General features: G+C 63.4%; 20 protein-coding genes. 9 read left to right on the top strand and 11 right to left on the bottom strand.

What is annotated here, in order from left to right; genetic code table 11:
- Positions 1 to 5: 5 nt before the first annotated feature.
- The 4 genes from hisA to hisB all read right to left on the bottom strand — a co-directional run bounded on the left by hisA (position 6) and on the right by hisB (position 2,574).
- The gene (hisA, locus tag EAV90_RS19140) at positions 6 to 740 is read right to left on the bottom strand and encodes a 1-(5-phosphoribosyl)-5-[(5-phosphoribosylamino)methylideneamino]imidazole-4-carboxamide isomerase (protein ID WP_122406307.1); all 735 of its coding nucleotides are present in this window, start codon (positions 738 to 740) and stop codon (positions 6 to 8) included.
- Positions 737 to 1,387, bottom strand: a complete 651-nt coding sequence (gene hisH / locus EAV90_RS19135) for an imidazole glycerol phosphate synthase subunit HisH (protein WP_122400246.1) — start codon at positions 1,385 to 1,387, stop codon at positions 737 to 739. Before hisH ends, hisA begins: the two co-directional genes overlap by 4 nt.
- A complete protein-coding gene (locus tag EAV90_RS19130) occupies positions 1,384 to 1,914 on the bottom strand; it encodes a DUF2628 domain-containing protein (protein WP_129144358.1) in 531 nt (176 codons plus the stop codon). The genes hisH and EAV90_RS19130 overlap by 4 nt, the downstream gene beginning before the upstream one ends.
- A gap of 66 nt (positions 1,915 to 1,980) precedes the next feature.
- Complete coding sequence (hisB, locus tag EAV90_RS19125) at positions 1,981 to 2,574, bottom strand: imidazoleglycerol-phosphate dehydratase HisB (protein WP_129144357.1); 594 nt, start codon at positions 2,572 to 2,574, stop codon at positions 1,981 to 1,983.
- 191 nt (positions 2,575 to 2,765) lie between these two features.
- Between hisB and hslV the strand changes: the two genes are divergently transcribed.
- From hslV to EAV90_RS19100, 5 genes are all read left to right on the top strand, one after another.
- Complete coding sequence (hslV, locus tag EAV90_RS19120; protein WP_122400248.1) at positions 2,766 to 3,326, top strand: ATP-dependent protease subunit HslV; 561 nt, start codon at positions 2,766 to 2,768, stop codon at positions 3,324 to 3,326.
- Positions 3,327 to 3,417: 91 nt separating this feature from the next.
- Entirely contained in the window at positions 3,418 to 3,903 is a 486-nt protein-coding gene (locus EAV90_RS19115) for a GNAT family N-acetyltransferase (protein WP_129144356.1), read from the top strand.
- Positions 3,900 to 4,517, top strand: coding sequence for a DUF2585 domain-containing protein (locus EAV90_RS19110; RefSeq protein ID WP_129144355.1), 618 nt, complete (start codon positions 3,900 to 3,902; stop codon positions 4,515 to 4,517). The genes EAV90_RS19115 and EAV90_RS19110 overlap by 4 nt, the downstream gene beginning before the upstream one ends.
- A gap of 49 nt (positions 4,518 to 4,566) precedes the next feature.
- Positions 4,567 to 5,871: an ATP-dependent protease ATPase subunit HslU gene (gene hslU / locus EAV90_RS19105; protein WP_122400251.1), complete on the top strand. Its 1,305-nt coding sequence runs from the start codon at positions 4,567 to 4,569 to the stop codon at positions 5,869 to 5,871.
- A 28-nt stretch (positions 5,872 to 5,899) separates the two neighbouring features.
- Positions 5,900 to 7,024 (top strand): hypothetical protein, encoded by a 1,125-nt coding sequence (locus tag EAV90_RS19100; protein WP_122400252.1) that lies wholly within the window; start codon positions 5,900 to 5,902, stop codon positions 7,022 to 7,024.
- Positions 7,025 to 7,111: 87 nt separating this feature from the next.
- On the opposite strand, the gene EAV90_RS19095 is transcribed toward EAV90_RS19100, so the two are convergent.
- The 3 genes from EAV90_RS19095 to EAV90_RS19085 are packed head-to-tail and all read right to left on the bottom strand — an operon-like array spanning position 7,112 to position 9,913.
- Positions 7,112 to 7,702, bottom strand: a complete 591-nt coding sequence (locus EAV90_RS19095) for a Smr/MutS family protein (RefSeq protein ID WP_129144354.1) — start codon at positions 7,700 to 7,702, stop codon at positions 7,112 to 7,114.
- Positions 7,699 to 9,228 (bottom strand): murein transglycosylase A, encoded by a 1,530-nt coding sequence (gene mltA, locus EAV90_RS19090; protein WP_164937014.1) that lies wholly within the window; start codon positions 9,226 to 9,228, stop codon positions 7,699 to 7,701. The genes EAV90_RS19095 and mltA overlap by 4 nt, the downstream gene beginning before the upstream one ends.
- Positions 9,206 to 9,913, bottom strand: a complete 708-nt coding sequence (locus tag EAV90_RS19085) for a Tim44/TimA family putative adaptor protein (RefSeq protein ID WP_122400254.1) — start codon at positions 9,911 to 9,913, stop codon at positions 9,206 to 9,208. The genes mltA and EAV90_RS19085 overlap by 23 nt, the downstream gene beginning before the upstream one ends.
- Before the next feature lie 397 nt (positions 9,914 to 10,310).
- Between EAV90_RS19085 and secB the strand changes: the two genes are divergently transcribed.
- The gene (gene secB / locus EAV90_RS19080; RefSeq protein WP_122400255.1) at positions 10,311 to 10,796 is read left to right on the top strand and encodes a protein-export chaperone SecB; all 486 of its coding nucleotides are present in this window, start codon (positions 10,311 to 10,313) and stop codon (positions 10,794 to 10,796) included.
- Here the strand turns inward: secB and dnaQ are convergent.
- Genes dnaQ through EAV90_RS19060 form a run of 4 tightly spaced genes read right to left on the bottom strand, consistent with a single transcriptional unit; the run spans position 10,787 to position 13,618 of the window.
- A complete protein-coding gene (gene dnaQ, locus EAV90_RS19075; protein ID WP_283809979.1) occupies positions 10,787 to 11,539 on the bottom strand; it encodes a DNA polymerase III subunit epsilon in 753 nt (250 codons plus the stop codon). The two genes, secB and dnaQ, sit on opposite strands and share 10 nt — an antisense overlap.
- Entirely contained in the window at positions 11,539 to 12,138 is a 600-nt protein-coding gene (gene coaE, locus EAV90_RS19070) for a dephospho-CoA kinase (protein WP_122400257.1), read from the bottom strand. The genes dnaQ and coaE overlap by 1 nt, the downstream gene beginning before the upstream one ends.
- Before the next feature lie 23 nt (positions 12,139 to 12,161).
- Positions 12,162 to 12,770: a Maf family nucleotide pyrophosphatase gene (locus EAV90_RS19065; protein ID WP_129144353.1), complete on the bottom strand. Its 609-nt coding sequence runs from the start codon at positions 12,768 to 12,770 to the stop codon at positions 12,162 to 12,164.
- 8 nt (positions 12,771 to 12,778) lie between these two features.
- Positions 12,779 to 13,618: a pyruvate, water dikinase regulatory protein gene (locus EAV90_RS19060; RefSeq protein ID WP_122400259.1), complete on the bottom strand. Its 840-nt coding sequence runs from the start codon at positions 13,616 to 13,618 to the stop codon at positions 12,779 to 12,781.
- Positions 13,619 to 14,076: 458 nt separating this feature from the next.
- Here EAV90_RS19060 and hemJ point away from each other — a divergent pair, with 458 nt between their 5' ends.
- The 3 genes from hemJ to mnmE all read left to right on the top strand — a co-directional run bounded on the left by hemJ (position 14,077) and on the right by mnmE (position 17,703).
- A complete protein-coding gene (gene hemJ / locus EAV90_RS19050; RefSeq protein ID WP_129144352.1) occupies positions 14,077 to 14,511 on the top strand; it encodes a protoporphyrinogen oxidase HemJ in 435 nt (144 codons plus the stop codon).
- A gap of 256 nt (positions 14,512 to 14,767) precedes the next feature.
- Positions 14,768 to 16,033 carry a transcription termination factor Rho gene (gene rho / locus EAV90_RS19045; protein ID WP_122400261.1) on the top strand — a complete coding sequence of 422 codons (1,266 nt, stop codon included), beginning with the start codon at positions 14,768 to 14,770 and terminating at the stop codon, positions 16,031 to 16,033.
- A gap of 311 nt (positions 16,034 to 16,344) precedes the next feature.
- A complete protein-coding gene (mnmE, locus tag EAV90_RS19040; RefSeq protein ID WP_129144351.1) occupies positions 16,345 to 17,703 on the top strand; it encodes a tRNA uridine-5-carboxymethylaminomethyl(34) synthesis GTPase MnmE in 1,359 nt (452 codons plus the stop codon).
- Positions 17,704 to 17,767 lie beyond the last annotated feature (64 nt).

Genomic DNA, 17,767 nt, shown 5'->3' with positions numbered 1-17,767 from the left:
AGCTCCTACGCGCGCGCATTGCGGATCAAGGTGAGGGCGGCGGCGGGATCGAGCCGGCCGTCATAGAGCGCACGGCCCGCGATCGCCCCGGCGAGCTTTCTCGCACGCGGCGTCAGCATCGCCTTGACGTCCTCGATCGAGGCGAGACCGCCGGAGGCGATCACAGGGATCGAGATGGCATCGGCCAGCGCGATGGTCGCGTCGAGGTTCAGGCCCTTGAGCAGGCCGTCGCGCGCGATGTCGGTGAAGATGATCGCAGCAACGCCGGCATCCTCGAAGCGCTTGGCGATCTCCAGCACGGTCACCTGCGAGGTCTCGGCCCAGCCTTCGACCGCGACCTTGCCGTCGCGGGCATCGAGGCCCACGGCCACGCGGCCGGGGAATTTCTTCGCCGCTGACTTCACCAGCTCGGGATCGCGCACCGCGGCGGTGCCGATGATGACGCGGCTGATGCCCTTGTCGAGCCAAGCCTCGACGGTGGCGAGATCGCGGATGCCGCCGCCGAGCTGCACCGGGATCTTGATCGTCCTCAGCATCGCCACGACGGCCTCAGCATTCACCGGCTTGCCGGCGAACGCCCCATCGAGGTCGACGACGTGGAGATATTCAAAACCCTGCTCGGCAAAGCTCTGCGCCTGGGCTGCGGGATTGAGATTGAAAACGGTCGCGCGCGCCATGTCGCCTTGCTCGAGGCGCACGCATTGGCCGTTCTTGAGGTCGATCGCGGGAAAGAGGATCACGGCTTCCATCGCAAGAAGTTCGAGATCAGAGCCAGGCCGAAACGCTGGCTCTTCTCGGGGTGGAATTGGGTACCGATGGCGGTGTCCTTCGCGACGATCGCGGTGACAGGCCCGCCGTAATCGGCGCGCGCGAGCACGTCCGCCTCATTGGCGGCGTTGAGGTGGTAGGAGTGCACGAAATAAGCGTGCTGGCCCTTGGGGCCGAGCGGCAGCTTGTTCAGCACCGGATGCTCCCTGAGCACCTCGAGCGTATTCCAGCCCATGTGCGGGATCTTCAGGCTTTCATCGCGCGGCGTGATCTTCTCGACGTCGCCGCCGATCCAGTTCAGGCCCTCGGTGATGACGTGCTCCTTGCCGCGGCTCGCCATCAGCTGCATGCCGACGCAGATGCCGAAGAACGGCCGCGCCTTGACGCGCACCGCTTCGGTGATCGCCTCGACCATGCCGTTGACGGCATCAAGGCCGCGCCGGCAATCAGCGAAGGCGCCGACGCCTGGGAGCACCAGGCGGTCAGCCTCGTAGGCCTGGTCCGGATCGCTGGTGACGAAGACCTTTTGCGGGCTCTCCAGACTGCGCGCAGCGCGCTCGAACGCTTTGGCGGCGGAATGCAGATTGCCGGAACCGTAATCGATGATGGCGACGCTCATCTTGACCCTCCCGGTTCTGGAAACAATCCAATGATGCCGCCGGCCGGAAGCGGCGGCGGGTTCGAGAATTGCTGACCCGGCACGCCGCGGGTCGGCGGCGGGCCGCCGCGATCGACGGCCCATTGATCGTTGACGATGCCGTGCTGCTTCTGGCTCCAGCGCTCGAAGAAGCGACGCTCGGCGGTGTCACGGTCCTCGGCGACGACGATGTCGAGCTGCCGCCACTTGCCGCGCGACAGCGTCCAGCGCCGCAGGCTGGAAGCCTCAAGCCCCGTCAACAGCGCGACGACGATGTCGGCGAAGAAGATCGAGCTCCGGCCGAGACCCAGGCTGGAGAGGCCTGCATGGAATGCCGCCATGAAAATCAGCCAGCCGATGAGCACCAGCCACAGCCGATTCCACAGCAGCCAGAACGGGCCGAAGATCATCGCCCAGAAATGGAAGCCGTCGCGCACGAAGACGAATTTGTCCCCCGCGCGCAGATCGGCCCCGCCTGGGCTGGGAGCATGAACTGTGTAGACAGGCATGGTGATGCCCCCGTTCTCGAAAATTCAGTGATACCGCCGGCTCGCGTTCGCCGCGAGACGGAGATGTCAGCCGCCCAGCGAGCCCTTGGTGGAGGGGATTTCACCTGCCGCCTTCGGATCGATCGCAACGGCGGTGCGCAGCGCCCGCGCCAGACCCTTGAAGCAGGACTCGGCGATATGGTGGCTGTTATCGCCATATAGGGTCTCGACGTGGAGAGTCACGCCGGCGTTGATGGCGAAGGCCTGGAACCATTCGCGCACCAGCTCGGTGTCGAACTCACCGATCCTGTCGCGGGGGAAGTCGGCCTTGAACACCAGGAACGGGCGGCCCGAGATGTCGATGACCACGCGCGACAGCGTCTCGTCCATGGGCATGTGCACGCCGGCATAGCGGGTGATACCCGCCATGTTGCCGAGCGCCTGCTTGACCGCCTGGCCGAGTGCGATGCCGGTGTCTTCGGTGGTATGGTGATAGTCAATGTGCAGATCGCCCACGGCCTTGACCGTGAGGTCGATGCGGGAATGGCGGGCGAGAAGATCGAGCATATGGTCGAAAAAGCCGATGCCGGTCGCGATATTGGCCACGCCGGTGCCATCGAGGTTCACGGAGACCTCGATGTCGGTTTCCTTGGTCTTGCGCTTGATCGTCGCGGTGCGCATTGAAATGCGGTTTCCATTCTAACTTTGAGCCGAAAACGCCAGTCTATTAACAGCCAAATGACACCTTCGCTACTGCGGGAACGGCCGGCCGGGCCTCTACTTCTGCCTATGGTGAGCGAAATTGAGCCCGAAACGGCCCGTTGTACCCTCAGCTCTGACCGCCTAAATCAGGCCGGACAACGAGGTATTTCATGCAGGATTCCCAGAACAGCTCACCTCACTGGCACGGCACCACGATTTTGACAGTCCGCAAGGGCGGCAAGGTGGTGGTCGGCGGTGACGGCCAGGTCTCGATCGGCCAGACCGTGATCAAGGCCAACGCCAAGAAGGTCCGCAAGCTCGGCAAGGGCGACGTGATCGGCGGCTTCGCCGGTGCCACCGCCGACGCCTTCACGCTGTTCGAGCGGCTGGAATCCAAGCTCGAGCAATATCCGGGGCAGCTGACCCGGGCGGCCGTGGAGCTCGCCAAGGACTGGCGCACCGACCGCTATCTGCGGCGGCTGGAGGCAATGATGATCGTGGCCGACAAGGACGTCTCGCTGGTGCTGACAGGCACCGGCGACGTGCTCGAGCCCGAAGCCGGCGTGATGGCGATCGGCTCCGGCGGCAACTACGCCCTGGCCGCGGCGCGGGCCCTGCTCGACACCGACAAGGACGCCGAGACCATCGTCCGCCGCTCCCTCGACATTGCCGCCGACATCTGCGTCTACACAAACCGGAATGTGACCATCGAGAGCCTGGCGAGCGGGTAGGGGCTTTGACCGAACAGCGGAGCTCCAGAGTCGGTGTAACCTCTCCCGCTTGCAGGCGGCAGAGGGAGCGCAGCACCGCCGTGGTTGCTAGATGACCCCAAGCTATGCCTTCCATCCGATGACCGCGGCCGACCTGCCGCTGATCCGGCGGTGGCTGGATGAGGCTCATGTGCGGGAATGGTGGGGCGATCCGGATGAACAGTTTGCGCTGGTCAGCGGCGATCTCGATGAGCCCGCGATGGATCAGTTCATCGTGTTGGCCGGCGACAGGCCATTCGGCTATCTTCAGTGCTACCGCCTGACCGCCTGGAATACAGGCTTCGGGCCGCAACCGGAGGGCACGCGTGGGATCGACCTGTTCATCGGCGACGGCAACATGATCGCACGCGGCCACGGCTCGGCGTTCATCCGCCAGTTCGTCGACGAACAGCTGCGGCATGGTCTGGCCCGCATGGTCACCGATCCGGACCCGCTGAACCTGCGCGCGATACGCGCTTACGAGAGGGCTGGATTCATCCGCGACCGCATGGTCGCGACGCCGGACGGTCCGGCACTGCTGATGGTTTGCGAACCGTGACGCTGGCGCAGGCGAGCGAGAGCAAGGTCGCGGTCCCACCGCTCGCCTGGGCCGGCCTCGCGCTGTTGCTGCTGGCGCTGCAGGCCTCGATCCTGCTTGCGATGGGGCGGGTCCCGATCTGCACCTGCGGCACCATCAAGCTCTGGCACGGCGTGGTGAACAGCTCGGAGAATTCGCAGCAGATCGCCGACTGGTACAGCTTTTCGCACGTGCTGCACGGCTTCCTGTTCTACGGCTTGACCTGGCTGCTGTTCGCACGGCTGCCGCTCCTGCCTTTGTCCTGGCCGGCGCGGCTGATCATCGCCATGGTGATCGAAGGCGCCTGGGAGATCGTCGAGAACTCGCCCTTCATCATCGAGCGCTACCGCGCGGGCACGATCTCGCTGGATTACTATGGCGACAGCATCGTCAATTCGGTCTCGGACAATCTGGCCATGGTCCTGGGGTTCCTTGCCGCTCGCATGCTGCCCATCAGCGCGACCGTGCTGCTCGGACTTGCCTTCGAAATCATGCTGGCGCTCCACATTCGTGACAATCTGACGCTCAATATCCTGATGCTGATCCATCCGCTCGAGGCCGTGAAACAATGGCAATCCGGCCCGCCGATCATCTGACCTAAATTGCGGCTTGTCCTTGGCCGCCTCCCGCCCTAGCTAATCAGACATGACAGACTTCTCCCCCCGCGAAATCGTTTCCGAACTCGACCGTTTCATCGTCGGCCAGGACGACGCCAAGCGCGCCGTCTCGATCGCGCTGCGCAACCGCTGGCGCCGGCAACAGCTCGAAGGCTCCTTGCGCGAAGAGGTGCTGCCGAAGAACATCTTGATGATCGGCCCCACCGGCGTCGGCAAGACGGAAATCGCGCGGCGGCTCGCCAAGCTCGCCAATGCGCCGTTCCTGAAGGTGGAAGCCACGAAATTCACCGAGGTCGGCTATGTCGGCCGCGATGTCGAGCAGATCGTGCGCGATCTCGTCGAGGTTGCGATCGCGCAGGTGCGCGAGAGGAAGCGCAAGGACGTGCAAGCGCGCGCCCAACTTGCCGCCGAGGAGCGCGTGCTCGACGCGCTGGTCGGCGCCAATTCCAGCTCGGCGACTCGGGAATCCTTCCGCAAGAAGCTGCGCGCCGGCGAGCTCAACGACAAGGAAATCGAGATCGAGACGCAATCGTCCGGCGGAGGCATGCCGATGTTCGAGATCCCGGGCATGCCGGGCGCGCAGATGGGCGCGATCTCGATCGGCGACATCTTCGGCAAGCTGGGCGGCCGCAGCAAGACGCGGCGGCTGACCGTGGAAGGTTCGCACGAGATCCTCGTCAACGAGGAATCCGACAAGCTCCTGGATACCGAGCAGCTGACGCTGGAAGCGATCAGCGCGGTCGAGAACAACGGCATCGTGTTCCTCGACGAGATCGACAAGATCTGCGCCCGCGACGGCCGCGTCGGCGGCGACGTCTCGCGCGAGGGCGTGCAGCGCGATCTCCTGCCGCTGATCGAAGGCACCACGGTCTCGACCAAGCACGGCGCAGTCAAGACCGACCACATCCTGTTCATCGCCTCGGGCGCCTTCCACGTCGCCAAGCCGTCCGACCTGCTGCCGGAATTGCAGGGCCGCCTGCCGATCCGAGTCGAATTGCAGGCCCTGACCCGCGACGACATGCGCCGCATCCTGACCGAGCCCGAAGCCTCGCTGATCAAGCAATATGTCGCGCTGATGCAGACCGAGGGCGTGACGCTCGACATCAGCGACAGCGCCATCGATGCTCTGGCCGACATTGCGGTGGCCGTCAATTCCACCGTCGAGAACATCGGCGCGCGGCGGCTGCAGACCGTGATGGAGCGGGTGCTGGACGAGATCTCCTTCACCGCCCCCGACCGTAACGGCGAGACCATCCGGCTCGACGCGGATTACGTGCAGAAGCACATCGGCGACCTCGCCAAGAACGCGGATCTGAGCCGGTTCATTTTGTAATTCGGGCCGGTCACGCTATTGATGCGGCGTGACCGTACGCATCCTGCAAAATCCCTGGCGACTCCTGCTCGCGATCAACGCCGCGATCATCGTCGGCGTCTTCATCCACAAGATCCAGCTGCCGCCTTACGTCCCCTATATCCACCTCCTGGTCGACTACCATTTCGGCTTCATCAAGCGCGCGCTGATCGGGGCGATCGTCGCGCTGTTCACGAACAAGGTGCCGGTATGGCTGGTGTTCGCGCTCGGCGGCGTGACGTGGCTGGCGACGCTGGGGCTGTACGCAAAGCTATTCGAGAAGACGTTCGGCTTCAGCGCGAAGACGCTGCCCCTGTTCGTCTTCACCGCAGGCTCGCCGTTCTTCCTGAAGAACTTCATGCACACGCTCGGCCATTTCGACATTTATGGCTGCGCGCTGGCGATCGTGCTGCTGCTGATGCCCGCAGGCTCGTTGCTGTTCGTTGCCGCGGCCGCGCTGTTCTCGATCATTCTCGTGCTGATCCATCACATTCATCTGTTGATGTATGTGCCGACGATCATCACCATCGTCGTGATCAGGCACTACCTGACCCATGGCTACAATCGCACCAACATTGCTTTCGGTAGCGTCGCCCTCGCCGCCGTCTCCGCATTGTTCTTTGCGGCGCAATTCCAGGGAACGATGCCGATCCCCGAAGCGGATTTCGTCGCGTATCTGAAGAGCCGGATGGCCGATCCATCGCGCGCCGACCTGCTGCAATTCGCCTACATCTGGTACCAGCCGCTGGCGAAGGAGGTTGCCGACACCTGGGGCCGCCTGCCGCACAATATCCTCGGCGTGCCCGTGTTCGCACTCTTGATCTGGCTGCACACGCCGCTTTGGCGCTATGTTGCGAACCTGATCGGCGCGCTCGCGAGCGAAACGCAGCGCCGCCTCATCATCGCAGCGTTGATCGGGATCAGCCTCGCTTATCTCGTGATGTTCGTGATGGTGTTCGACTATTCGCGCTGGATCTCGAACTGGGCGGTGTGCATGTTCCTGATCCTGCATGCAGTGAAGATGCTGCCGGCCAAGCGCGAGACTGCGCTGATTCCGGCGGAGCATCAGAGGACAAACATCTTGGGGCTGATCATCACCTTGATCCCGCGCGTCGGAATCGTCCGGCCGTTCTGAGACGATCAGCTCTGAGACGATCGGCCAGCTCCGGAGACGGTGCGCTCCCTCTCCCGCTTGCGAGCGGGAGAGGTGTGGACTCGCTATCTAACCTCTCGCCCGCCTGATCCGCACATACAGCGCGCCCTCGCCGCCGTGGCCGATATGCGCAGTCTCGAAGCCGACGACGAAGGCGCGGAATTCGGGCAGGCTCAACCATTCCGGAACCTGGCGGCGGAGCACGCCGGTCTCGCCGCCGCTGCGGCCCTTGCCGGTGATCACGAGCACGAAGGTCAGGCCGTCCTGGTGGGCGCGGTGCAGGAAACCGGACAGCGCGCGATGGGCGCGCGTCTGGGTCATGCCGTGCAGATCGAGTCGCGCCTCGATCTCACTGCGGCCGCGCGAGAGCTTCGTCCGCTCGCGCTTGCCGAGCGGCGCCAAGGGCGGCACGGACGGTTTTGCGACACGCGGCGACGGCGCGGCGGCGACGGGTCGCTGCGATGACGCGGGTCGCATGGCAGGCACAGCGGGTGTCGGCTCAGCGCGCGGCGCGGCCTGTGCCTTCGCCATGCGATGCTTCCTCAGCGGCTTGACATGCTTTGCAACCGTATCCCACAGCTCGCGCTCCTCCTCGCTCAGCGCGCGACGGCGCGGCGAGGGGCGGGACTCCAGCACGGGCGGACGGGACGATCGTTTCATTGCTGCCGATGAGGACGATTCTTCACCGGTCGACGCGGTTCGGAGGCAGGCTCGATCGCGGGACGCGGCACCGGTAGCGGAACGGGGCCGGCGATGGCAACCGTTTCGTTCTTGCCTTGCGCCGCGGCGGCGGCAGGCGTGCCCGTCGTCGCCGGGTCGGTTTGCGGAAACAGTTTTGCGATCTTCTCCGAGGGCCTGGGGTCAGGTATCGGCAGCTTCGCGGCGCGCGGGCCGGGATCGAGGCTCTTCGGTATCAGCATCACGAAATGCATGGGGTGGCGCAGCCGTCCGGAGATACGGCCTGCCTCCTGGCCAGCACCGAAAAACAGATCGGCGCGCGCAGGTCCAATAATGGCCGAACCGGTGTCCTGCGCGATCATCAGCCGATGGAACGGCGTCTTGGCGCGTTCGGATTCGATCGGCAGCTCGCCCTCGATGAAGAACGGCGTGCCGTAGACATGCAGCGATTTGTCGACCGCGATCGAGCGTCCCGCGGTCAGCGGAATGCCCTGCGCGCCTACCGCCTCATCCTTGTCGGAGAGGTTGACCTCGCGGAAGAAGATGTAGGCGCGATTCTGGCGGCGCAGCTCCTTGGCGCCGTCGGGGTTCTGCGCCATCCACTCCCTGATCTTCTGCATCGACATCTCCTCTTTCGGGATGATGCCGCGCTCGATCAGGATGCGACCGACGGCCGTGTAGGGATAGCCGTTATAGGCGTCGTAATTGAGCCGAACCGTGCTGCCGTCCTCGAACTTGATCCGCGCCGAGCCCTGAATCTGGGCGAACAACAGATCAGTCGGGTCCTTCAGCCAGGCGATCTCCAGCCCGCGACCGGCGATCTTGCCGTCCTCGATCTCGCCGCGGTCGTAATAGGGCACCAGCTTGCGGCGGCCGATCTTGCGATAGACCGGGCCTTTGTTGGGCAGGCTGATCGAATCCTGCTTGTAGCCGCGGACGAACAGATTCGAGGGACGACGATAGACCGGCACGTTGTAGACGTCGGTCTGCGTGCGCGATCCCTCCAGCACCGGCTCGTAATAGCCGGTGACGAAACCATCGGGCTCGCCGAGGCGCGAGATCCGCAGCGGTGCGAAATTCTCCTCGAAGAAGGTCTTCGCTTTGGCGTCGTCGGTGAGATCGAGCGTTTTGGCAACCCGGCAAGGCTCGCTCAGCGAGGCGCCCAAAGCCTTGGGTTCGGCCGCGCCGTTCTGCGCATTGATCGATCGGCAGCTGGCACGGAAGGTCTTGTAGGCGGCGAGATGATCGTCCGCGCCCCAACCCTTCACGTCCGCCCAGGCCAGCGGCAGATATTGCGCGCCGGGAATTTCGAACGGCAGGGAGAGCTGCGGATAGGGCAAGGGCCGCGGCGGAGCGGCAGGCACGTGCGACAGATGCTGGTGCTGACTGCGATGGTGGCGCCGCGCCGCCTCTGCGCCGAGCGAAAACGACGACAGCGCGACGGCACCTGCGCAAAGCGCCGTCGCGCCGGTCTTCAGGAAAAGCTTAATTCGCGCTTCCGGTGCCAACCAGCTTCCAGTTCGGATCGCGGGAGGAGGTGTCGCGGGCGAAAGTCCAGATGTCGGTGATGTCGGCGACCGTATCGGCACTGCCATCGACGATGTTGCCGGCCTTGTCTCGGGTGGCCGAGATCATCTGCGAAACGAAGCGCACGGTGAGCTGGGCAGTGCGGTCGCGCAGCTCTGCGCCGACGAGCTCGGCCTTGTCGATCGAGACGAAGCGCGTCTCGGTCTTTTGCTCGTTCTTCTCGCGTTCCCTGATCGCGGCGTCGAAGCTCTCATAGACCTCCGACGACAACAGGTCGCGCAGCGCGCGGCGGTCGCCATTGGCGAAGGCCAGCACGATCATCTCGTAGGCGCCGCGCGCGCCCGAGAGGAAATGGCGCGGGTCGAAGCTGGAATCCTTCTCGACGATGGCATCGAGCCCCTGCGCCAGCGCAGTGCCCGGCTCGGCCAGCCCTTTCCAGCGATCGGAGGGCGCGGTCGGCTCGGCCGTCGGCGCCAGCGGGGCCTGGTCGATCACCTTGCCCGGCATGGTCACGACGTTGTTGTCCTGAGCACCCCCCAGCGCATTGCGGGCGGCGGTGCGATCGAACGGCGGCCGCTCGTTGCCGGTGCGCTGCCCCAGCACGCTACGCAGTCTCAGGAAGATGAAGACTGCCAGCGCCAGGAATATGATGGTGTAGATGTCCACGTCGTATTCGCTTTCTGGTCTTTTCAGGGGTCGTTGCCGGGAAAATCAATCCGGCCAGTAGACCGTTCCTCGCGGAAGCGGCAAGTCTACATCACCATTTTGGATCCACATCAGGTCCTCGGGATGTAGGCACGAAATCTTGCCCGGCCAATGGCGCCTTTTGGCACAGCGCCGAGTGTAGCGCGTTTTATGCTTAAGGGGAAACCCGATCCTGCCCGGAAATCGCGCATCTTCAATCGTTTAAGGCGCAATTTCGCGGAAAAGGCAGGATGAATGTCAAAGCTCCGGGCGCGGCCCGAATCCTTGATCCGGGACCGTTCGTCCTTGTGGAACGAGGCGGCCCTATGTTAGCCAACCGCCGCGAAATTCAGCCCAAATCGGGTAAGGAGAGACTTTCATGACCAACGGTAACGGCACCCCTCCCGAGGCGGCCCAGGCTCCCCAGCTGAACGTGCTGGCGCAATATACCAAGGACCTCTCGTTCGAAAATCCGAACGCGCCGAGCTCGCTGCAGCAGCAGAGCCAACCGCCGCAGATCAACATCCAGATCAATGTCAGCGCCAACAACCTCAGCGAACAGGAGTTCGAGGTGACGTTGTCGGTCGAGGGCAAGGCCGAGGCCGCGAGCAAGCTGATGTTCTCGTTCGAGCTCGCCTATGCCGGCGTGTTCCGCATCGCCAACGTGCCCAAGGAGAACCTTCATCCGCTGGTCATGATCGAGTGCCCGCGTTTGCTGTTCCCGTTCGCCCGCGAGATCATCGCAACGGCCGTGCGCGACGGCGGGTTCCCGCCGCTGATGCTGGATCCGGTCGACTTCGTCGGTCTCTATCGCCAGAACATGGAGCGGCAAATGGCCGCTCAGGGTCAAGCTGGTCAGGCCTGAGCGGCCGCCACGGCGGCTGGAGCGGGCAGGTACTCGTTCCAGATCGCCTTGTCGCCCATCGTTGCGATGAAGGCCCGATGGGCCTCGCGCTCGGCCTCCGAAATCCGCGGCGCAAGCGGCTCCAAGCGCTGCCGCCGCGGCGCATCGCCGGCCGCACTGACGCGAATCTCCTGGGCGTCCGAAGCCAGCAGCAGCTGCGACTGCCGCGCCCCGACCAGATCGACATAGACCTCAGCCAGCAGCTCGGCGTCCAGCAGCGCACCGTGCTTGGTGCGGTGCGAATTGTCGATGGCGTAACGCGAGCAGAGATCGTCCAGCCGGTTGGACACGCCGGGATGCTTGCGACGCGCCAGCAGCAGCGTATCCACCAGCCGCTCGCGCGGGATCGCGGCGCGCTTGATGCGGTCGAGCTCGGCATTGATGAAGCCGATGTCGAACGAAGCGTTGTGGATCACCAGCGGCGCATCGCCAATGAACGCCAGAAACTCGTCGGCGATCTCGTGGAACAATGGCTTGGTCGCCAGGAATTCGGACGATAGTCCGTGCACGGCGAACGCTTCCGCCGGCATGTCCCGTTCGGGGTTGATGTAGACGTGAAAGCTCTGTCCCGTCGGCATGCGATTGAAGATCTCGACGCAGCCGATTTCGACCAGTCGGTCGCCGCGGAGCGGATCGAGGCCGGTGGTTTCGGTGTCGAGGACGATTTCGCGCATGCCGTCAAGAAGCCGTGTGAGACGGCGAATCAGGCTCGCCGCTGCGGCATCTTAACGACCTCGGCCAGGATGTGCTTGATTTGGTCGCGCACCGGGTCGAGTCCGTGTGAGGTATCCACCACGAAATCGGCCCGCTTGCGCTTCTCGGCATCCGGCGTCTGCTTGGCGATGATGGCGTCGAGCTTGGCCTCGTCCATCGTGCCGCGCTCCAGCACCCGCTGGCGCTGGAGTTCGGGCGAGGTCGAGACCACGACGACGGCGTCGACCCGCTTCTCGCCGCCGGTCTCGAACAGCAGCGGAATGTCCAGCACTACCACCGGCGCCTTGGCAGCCTCGGCGTCAGCGAAGAATTTCTGCCGGGAGGCGCCAAGCATCGGATGAACGATCTGCTCGAGCTGCTTGATCGCGGCAGGATCGTGCACGACGCGCGCCGATAGTTTTTGCCGGTCGACCTTGCCGTTCACGGTGGTGCCGGGGAAGGCCGCCTCGATCGCCGGGGCTGCTTCACCCTCATAGAGCTGATGCACGGCAGCGTCGGCATCGTAGACGGGAACACCGGCCTCCGCGAACAGCTTCGCAGTGGTGGATTTGCCCATCCCGATCGAGCCGGTCAGTCCGAGGATCCGCATCAACGCCCAGCCATCTCTGTCATTCACACCGCAACTAGCCTTTCGCGCCGCAGGAACGCAAGCAGCGGCAGCAGCGGCAGGCCGAGAATGGTGAAATGATCGCCCTCGATCCGTTCGAACAGGTGAATGCCAAGCCCTTCGAGCTGATAGGCGCCGACGCTGGTCGTGACGGCATCGCCGGCAGCGTCGAGATAGGCCGAAAGCTCGGCGTCGGTCATCTCTCGCATGGTCATGCGAGCGACCGAAACGTCCTCGAACACAATCTTGCCGTCACGCGCCACGGCCACCGCCGAATTCAGCTCGTGGCCGTTGCCGGCGAGATCGCGCAACTGCGCCATCGCCTGGGGACGGCCCGCGGGCTTGTTGAAGAGCCGCATCCCGAGAGCCAACGTCTGATCGGCCCCAATCACGTAGCTCCCCGGATGACCCGCCGAAACGGCCTTGGCCTTTTCTCGCGCCAGCAACAAGGCGATCTCGCGCGGATTTGAAAGTCTCGAGCCGGCCTGAATGCCGCGCTCGTCGATATGGGCCGTCACGGCCTCGAATTCGAGCCCGGCATTGGCCAGCAGCATTTTGCGCGCGCTGCTCTGCGAGGCCAGGATCAACGGGGATGTGCCGCGCCACAGTGTCATGGCAAAAGCTATTCCGACGGCCGGTTGCGTTGGCGATCACTATAGAGCTTCATGATCGCCGCCGCGGTTTCCTCGATCGAACGGCGCGTGACGTCCAGCAGCGGCCAGTCATGCTTGGCGCTGAGCTTGCGCGCAAACGCGACCTCCTCGGTGACCGACTGCTTGTCGGTGTAGGTGTCGCTGCCGGACTCCGCGCCCATGGAGAGCAGGCGATTCTGGCGGATCTGGATCAGGCGTTCCGGCGTCGCGTGCAGGCTGACGACCAGCGGCCGCGTCAGCGTCTCCAATTGCGAGGGCACCGGAATGCCCGGAACCAGCGGCACGTTGGCGGTACGGATGCCGCGATTGGCGAGATAGATCGATGTCGGCGTCTTCGAGGTGCGGGACACGCCGACCAGGACCACGTCGGCCTCGTCGAGACCCTCGACATGCTGACCATCGTCATGGATCATCGTGTAGTTCAAGGCGTCAATGCGCTTGAAATATTCCGCGTTGAGGACGTGCTGAGCGCCGACGCGGCCTGTGGTCGCAGCGCCAAGATAGGCTTCGAACAGCTGCATCACCGGACCGATGATCGACAGGCTCGGAACGTTGATCTCCTTGCACTTGCCTTCGAGTCTCGCGACCAGATCCTTCTCGAGCAGCGTGAACAGCACGATTCCCGGCGCTTCCTCGATCTCGTCGAGCACGCGGTCGAGCTGCTTCTGGCTGCGCACCAGCGGATAGACGTGCTCGACCGGCGTCACGTTGGCGTATTGGGCCGCGACCGCGCGCGCCACGGTGATGAGCGTCTCACCCGTGGAGTCCGAGACCAGGTGCAGATGGAAATAATTGTTCGAGGTCGGCACAAAAACCCTTTGAATTTCGGTGGGGCGGTTTGTGGATTTCTGTGGAGCTTAACCCCTCGGAAAGGGATGTGCGACACCAGGGGCGGGACAAGTGCCGATTTTCTTCACACCGCGGCCCGTCAGAACAAGTCCGGCACCCTGCGGAGACGGAAACGGGATTGCGCGAACAACCCCCTTGATAAGCTGCCGATAGAAATGCGCAAGCCTTTGAAGACGACTGACTTATCGGACGTCGGCAGAGGCCATCCGGGATATGTGGATGGCTGTGAACAAGCGCGCGTGAACTCGCGGACGGAATTGCGTGAGTCCAATCCACGGTCACAAAGACTCAAACCTTAAGAATCTAAGATTCTAGATTTGAGGAAGGCACTGCAGACGGATATGTGTGCGGGGTAAGACCTTAATGAGTTCTTACTATCCCCAGCGTTCTCAGATGGTCAGGAATTCGGACCGCGAAAATGTTCGAAGACGTCTATCTCTGGATCAAGGCGCTGCACGTGATCGCCGTCATCTCCTGGATGGCCGGCATGCTCTATCTGCCGCGGCTGTTCGTTTATCATTGCGAAGCCGAAATCGGTTCGAAGCAGTCGGAGACGTTCAAGATCATGGAGCGTCGGCTGCTCAAGGCGATCATCAACCCGGCCATGATCGTCACTTGGCTCGCCGGGCTCTATCTGGCCTGGTCCGGCCATTGGTTCACGTTCGGCTGGCTGCACGTAAAACTGGCACTGGTGCTGGTGCTGTCCGCGGTCCACGGCTTTTTTTCCCGCTGGTGCAAGGATTTCGCCGCCGACCGGCGCCCCCGCAGCCAGAAATTCTATCGGATTATCAATGAGGTGCCGACCGTCCTGATGATTTTCATCGTCATCATGGTGATCGTGAAGCCGTTCTAGGCAAGCGGCCCGACGATTAGCTCAGCGCTTCGGCTTGCGGAGCGGAGGGCGATTTTCTATATTATCGACATCCCACCCAACGCAGGCGGATGTGGTTGTGTCCGAGCTTTCCAGAGGCCGGACACCGCATCAGGTTTGAAGCCTCACCGGCACTCACCTTGCCAGACCTGCGGACCTTACCTGCACCTGCTCGCGTCCGCATTTCAGAGCCTCCTCGCACCCCCTCTTTTTCAGGTTACCCCACAGGACCACCCCAATGCGGGAAATCAAACTCCAGGACCTCAAGACGAAAACCCCGGCCGAGCTCGTCTCGTTCGCGGAAGAGAACGGGGTCGAGAATGCCAGCACCATGCGCAAGCAGGAGCTGCTGTTCGCCATCCTCAAGCAGCTCTCGCTCGCCGAGACCGATATCGTCGGCGAAGGCGTCGTCGAGGTGCTCTCCGACGGCTTCGGCTTCCTCCGCTCGCCCGATGCGAATTATCTGCCGGGCCCGGACGACATCTACGTTTCGCCCTCGCAGATCCGCCGTTTCGGCCTGCGCACCGGTGACACCATCGAAGGCCACATTCGCAGCCCGAAAGAGGGCGAGCGCTACTTTGCGCTGTTGAAGGTCAACACGCTCAATTTCGAGGACCCGGAAAAGGCCAAGCACAAGGTCAATTTCGACAATCTCACGCCGTTGTTTCCGAACCAGCGCTTCCGCATGGAAATCGACGATCCGACGCGAAAAGACCTGTCTGCGCGCGTGATCGACATCGTTGCGCCGATCGGCAAGGGCCAGCGCGCCTTGATCGTCGCGCCGCCGCGCACCGGTAAAACCGTGCTGATGCAGAACATCGCGCACTCGATCACGCACAATCATCCGGAATGCTATCTGATCGTGCTTCTGATCGACGAGCGTCCGGAAGAAGTCACGGACATGCAGCGCTCGGTGAAGGGCGAGGTGGTGTCCTCGACCTTCGACGAGCCGGCGGTGCGCCACGTCCAGGTCGCCGAGATGGTGATCGAGAAAGCCAAACGCCTGGTCGAGCATGGCCGCGACGTGGTGATCCTGCTCGATTCGATCACCCGCCTCGGCCGCGCCTACAACACCGTCGTGCCGTCATCCGGCAAGGTGCTGACCGGCGGTGTCGACGCCAACGCGTTGCAGCGCCCGAAGCGCTTCTTCGGTGCCGCCCGCAATATCGAGGAGGGCGGCTCGCTGACCATCATCGCGACCGCGCTGGTTGATACCGGCAGCCGCATGGACGAAGTCATCTTCGAAGAGTTCAAGGGCACCGGTAACTCGGAGCTGATCCTCGACCGCAAGGTCTCGGACAAGCGTACCTTCCCGGCGATCGATATCTCGCGCTCCGGCACCCGCAAGGAGGAGCTCATCACCGATCCGCAGGTGCTCAAGAAGATGTACGTGCTCCGGCGCATCCTCAATCCGATGGGTACGATGGACGCCATCGACTTCCTGCTCGACAAGCTGCGCTCGACCAAGAGCAATTCGGAGTTCTTCGACTCCATGAACACATGAGTGCAGTGCAGCAAGGAACAAAGGGCGCCTTCGGGCGCTCTTTTTGTTGCGGCTTTGCTGCAGCGAAGTGCAGCATGAATGGTGGCTAGCGACCCGAGTTCGGGACGTCTTTTAATCTGTTGATATATAAAAGTAATACTTGAATTTTGGCCAGCCTATCCGCCGCGCGCGCGAGCATTTTTGCAGCAAAATTGCTGGGGGTTTATTGCACTGCAACATTAATCATTGTGAGATCCGGTGCAGCAAAATCCCGCAGCCCGGCAGCTAACAACGGATGTTTGCCTTTTCGCCGCGAGCCGGACAAATAGGCCATGCATCCGCGAGACCAGACCATTTTTGCGCTGTCATCCGGCCGGGCGCCCAGCGCGATCGCCGTGGTGCGCGTGTCGGGCTCGCAGGCCAGTCTGGTACTGACGACGCTCGCGGGCAAGCTGCCGGCGCCGCGGCAGGCGAGCCGCCGGCTGCTCCGCAACAGTGCGGGCGAGCCGATCGACGAGGCGGTCGTGCTCTGGTTTCCGGGACCAGCCAGCGCGACCGGGGAGGACATCGCCGAATTTCACGTCCATGGCGGCCGAGCCGTGCTGGCGGCGCTCTTTTCGGAGATTTCTAATATTCCGAATACACGGGCGGCTGAACCTGGAGAGTTCACCCGGCGCGCTTTTGAGAATGGCAAGCTCGACCTGACCGAGGCCGAGGGCCTCGACGATCTCATCCACGCCGACACCGACCGGCAGCGACGTCAGGCGCTGCGCCAATTGCAGGGCCTGCTCGGCGATCGCGCGCGCGACTGGCGCGAGCGCATCATCGAGGCCTCGGCGCTGATCGAGGCCGGTATCGATTTTTCCGATGAAGGCGATGTGCCGGCAGCGCTGAGGGCGCCGGCGGTGAAAGCGATCAAAGCGCTGCACGACGAAATCGCAAAGGTCCTTGCCGCACAAGGACATTCTGAACGCCTGCGCGACGGCCTGGTGGTTGCGATCGCCGGCGAGCCCAACGTCGGCAAGTCGACGCTGATGAATCAGCTCGCGCGCCGCGAGGTCGCGATCGTTTCGCCGCATGCCGGGACTACGCGCGACGTCATCGAGGTGCAGCTCGATCTCGACGGTTATCCCGTCACTGTCATTGACACCGCCGGCATTCGCGAGACCGATGATCCCGTCGAGCAGGAGGGCGTGCGTCGGGCGCGGGCGCGAGCCGAGGACGCCGATTTGGTGCTGTGGCTGGTGGAGGGCGGGCAGGCTGCCGATCCCGACGCAAGACCCTCGCTGTGGACGTCCGGAGATGGAAGTGATGAGTCCGGCGGCTCGGTCTGGATCGTGCGCAACAAGATCGACCTTGGCGGAGCCGGGGCAACAGAGCCGGCAGGCGAGTTCGGGATCTCGGCGAGCCGGGGTGACGGCATTCCCGAACTGGTCGAGGCACTCGTGAAATTCGCCGCCAATTTCTTCGGGACCACCGAGGGCGCATTGGTGACCCGAGCCCGCCAGCGTGATTTGTTGCGCCAGGCGTCAGACAGCTTGCGCCGGAGTCTGGAGCTTGTGGAAGACGGCGAAGAGCTCGCGGCCGAAGAGCTGCGTGCCGCCGCCTATGCCCTAGGCCGGCTGCTCGGCCGGGTGGATGTCGAGGATGTCCTCGGGGCCATTTTCCAGAAGTTCTGTATCGGAAAGTAGGCGCTAGTTCTTCATTGGAAGCTCTTGTTCCACTCCGTTGTTTCACGTGAAACAGGGACGGTTC

The organism is Bradyrhizobium vignae (genome assembly GCF_004114425.1).
GTDB lineage: Bacteria > Pseudomonadota > Alphaproteobacteria > Rhizobiales > Xanthobacteraceae > Bradyrhizobium > Bradyrhizobium vignae.
This window is presented reverse-complemented; position numbering and strand designations above follow the sequence as displayed.

Excerpts from the sequence above, each read along its gene's own strand:
- hisH (WP_122400246.1), bottom strand. The coding sequence starts at position 1,387 with ATGAGCGTCGCCATCATCGATTACGGTTCCGGCAATCTGCATTCCGCC.
- EAV90_RS19130 (WP_129144358.1), bottom strand. The coding sequence starts at position 1,914 with ATGCCTGTCTACACAGTTCATGCTCCCAGCCCAGGCGGGGCCGATCTG.
- hisB (WP_129144357.1), bottom strand. The coding sequence starts at position 2,574 with ATGCGCACCGCGACGATCAAGCGCAAGACCAAGGAAACCGACATCGAG.
- hslV (WP_122400248.1), top strand. The coding sequence starts at position 2,766 with ATGCAGGATTCCCAGAACAGCTCACCTCACTGGCACGGCACCACGATT.
- EAV90_RS19115 (WP_129144356.1), top strand. The coding sequence starts at position 3,418 with ATGACCCCAAGCTATGCCTTCCATCCGATGACCGCGGCCGACCTGCCG.
- hslU (WP_122400251.1), top strand. The coding sequence starts at position 4,567 with ATGACAGACTTCTCCCCCCGCGAAATCGTTTCCGAACTCGACCGTTTC.
- EAV90_RS19095 (WP_129144354.1), bottom strand. The coding sequence starts at position 7,702 with ATGAAACGATCGTCCCGTCCGCCCGTGCTGGAGTCCCGCCCCTCGCCG.
- secB (WP_122400255.1), top strand. The coding sequence starts at position 10,311 with ATGACCAACGGTAACGGCACCCCTCCCGAGGCGGCCCAGGCTCCCCAG.
- coaE (WP_122400257.1), bottom strand. The coding sequence starts at position 12,138 with ATGCGGATCCTCGGACTGACCGGCTCGATCGGGATGGGCAAATCCACC.
- EAV90_RS19065 (WP_129144353.1), bottom strand. The coding sequence starts at position 12,770 with ATGACACTGTGGCGCGGCACATCCCCGTTGATCCTGGCCTCGCAGAGC.
- hemJ (WP_129144352.1), top strand. The coding sequence starts at position 14,077 with ATGTTCGAAGACGTCTATCTCTGGATCAAGGCGCTGCACGTGATCGCC.
- rho (WP_122400261.1), top strand. The coding sequence starts at position 14,768 with ATGCGGGAAATCAAACTCCAGGACCTCAAGACGAAAACCCCGGCCGAG.
- mnmE (WP_129144351.1), top strand. The coding sequence starts at position 16,345 with ATGCATCCGCGAGACCAGACCATTTTTGCGCTGTCATCCGGCCGGGCG.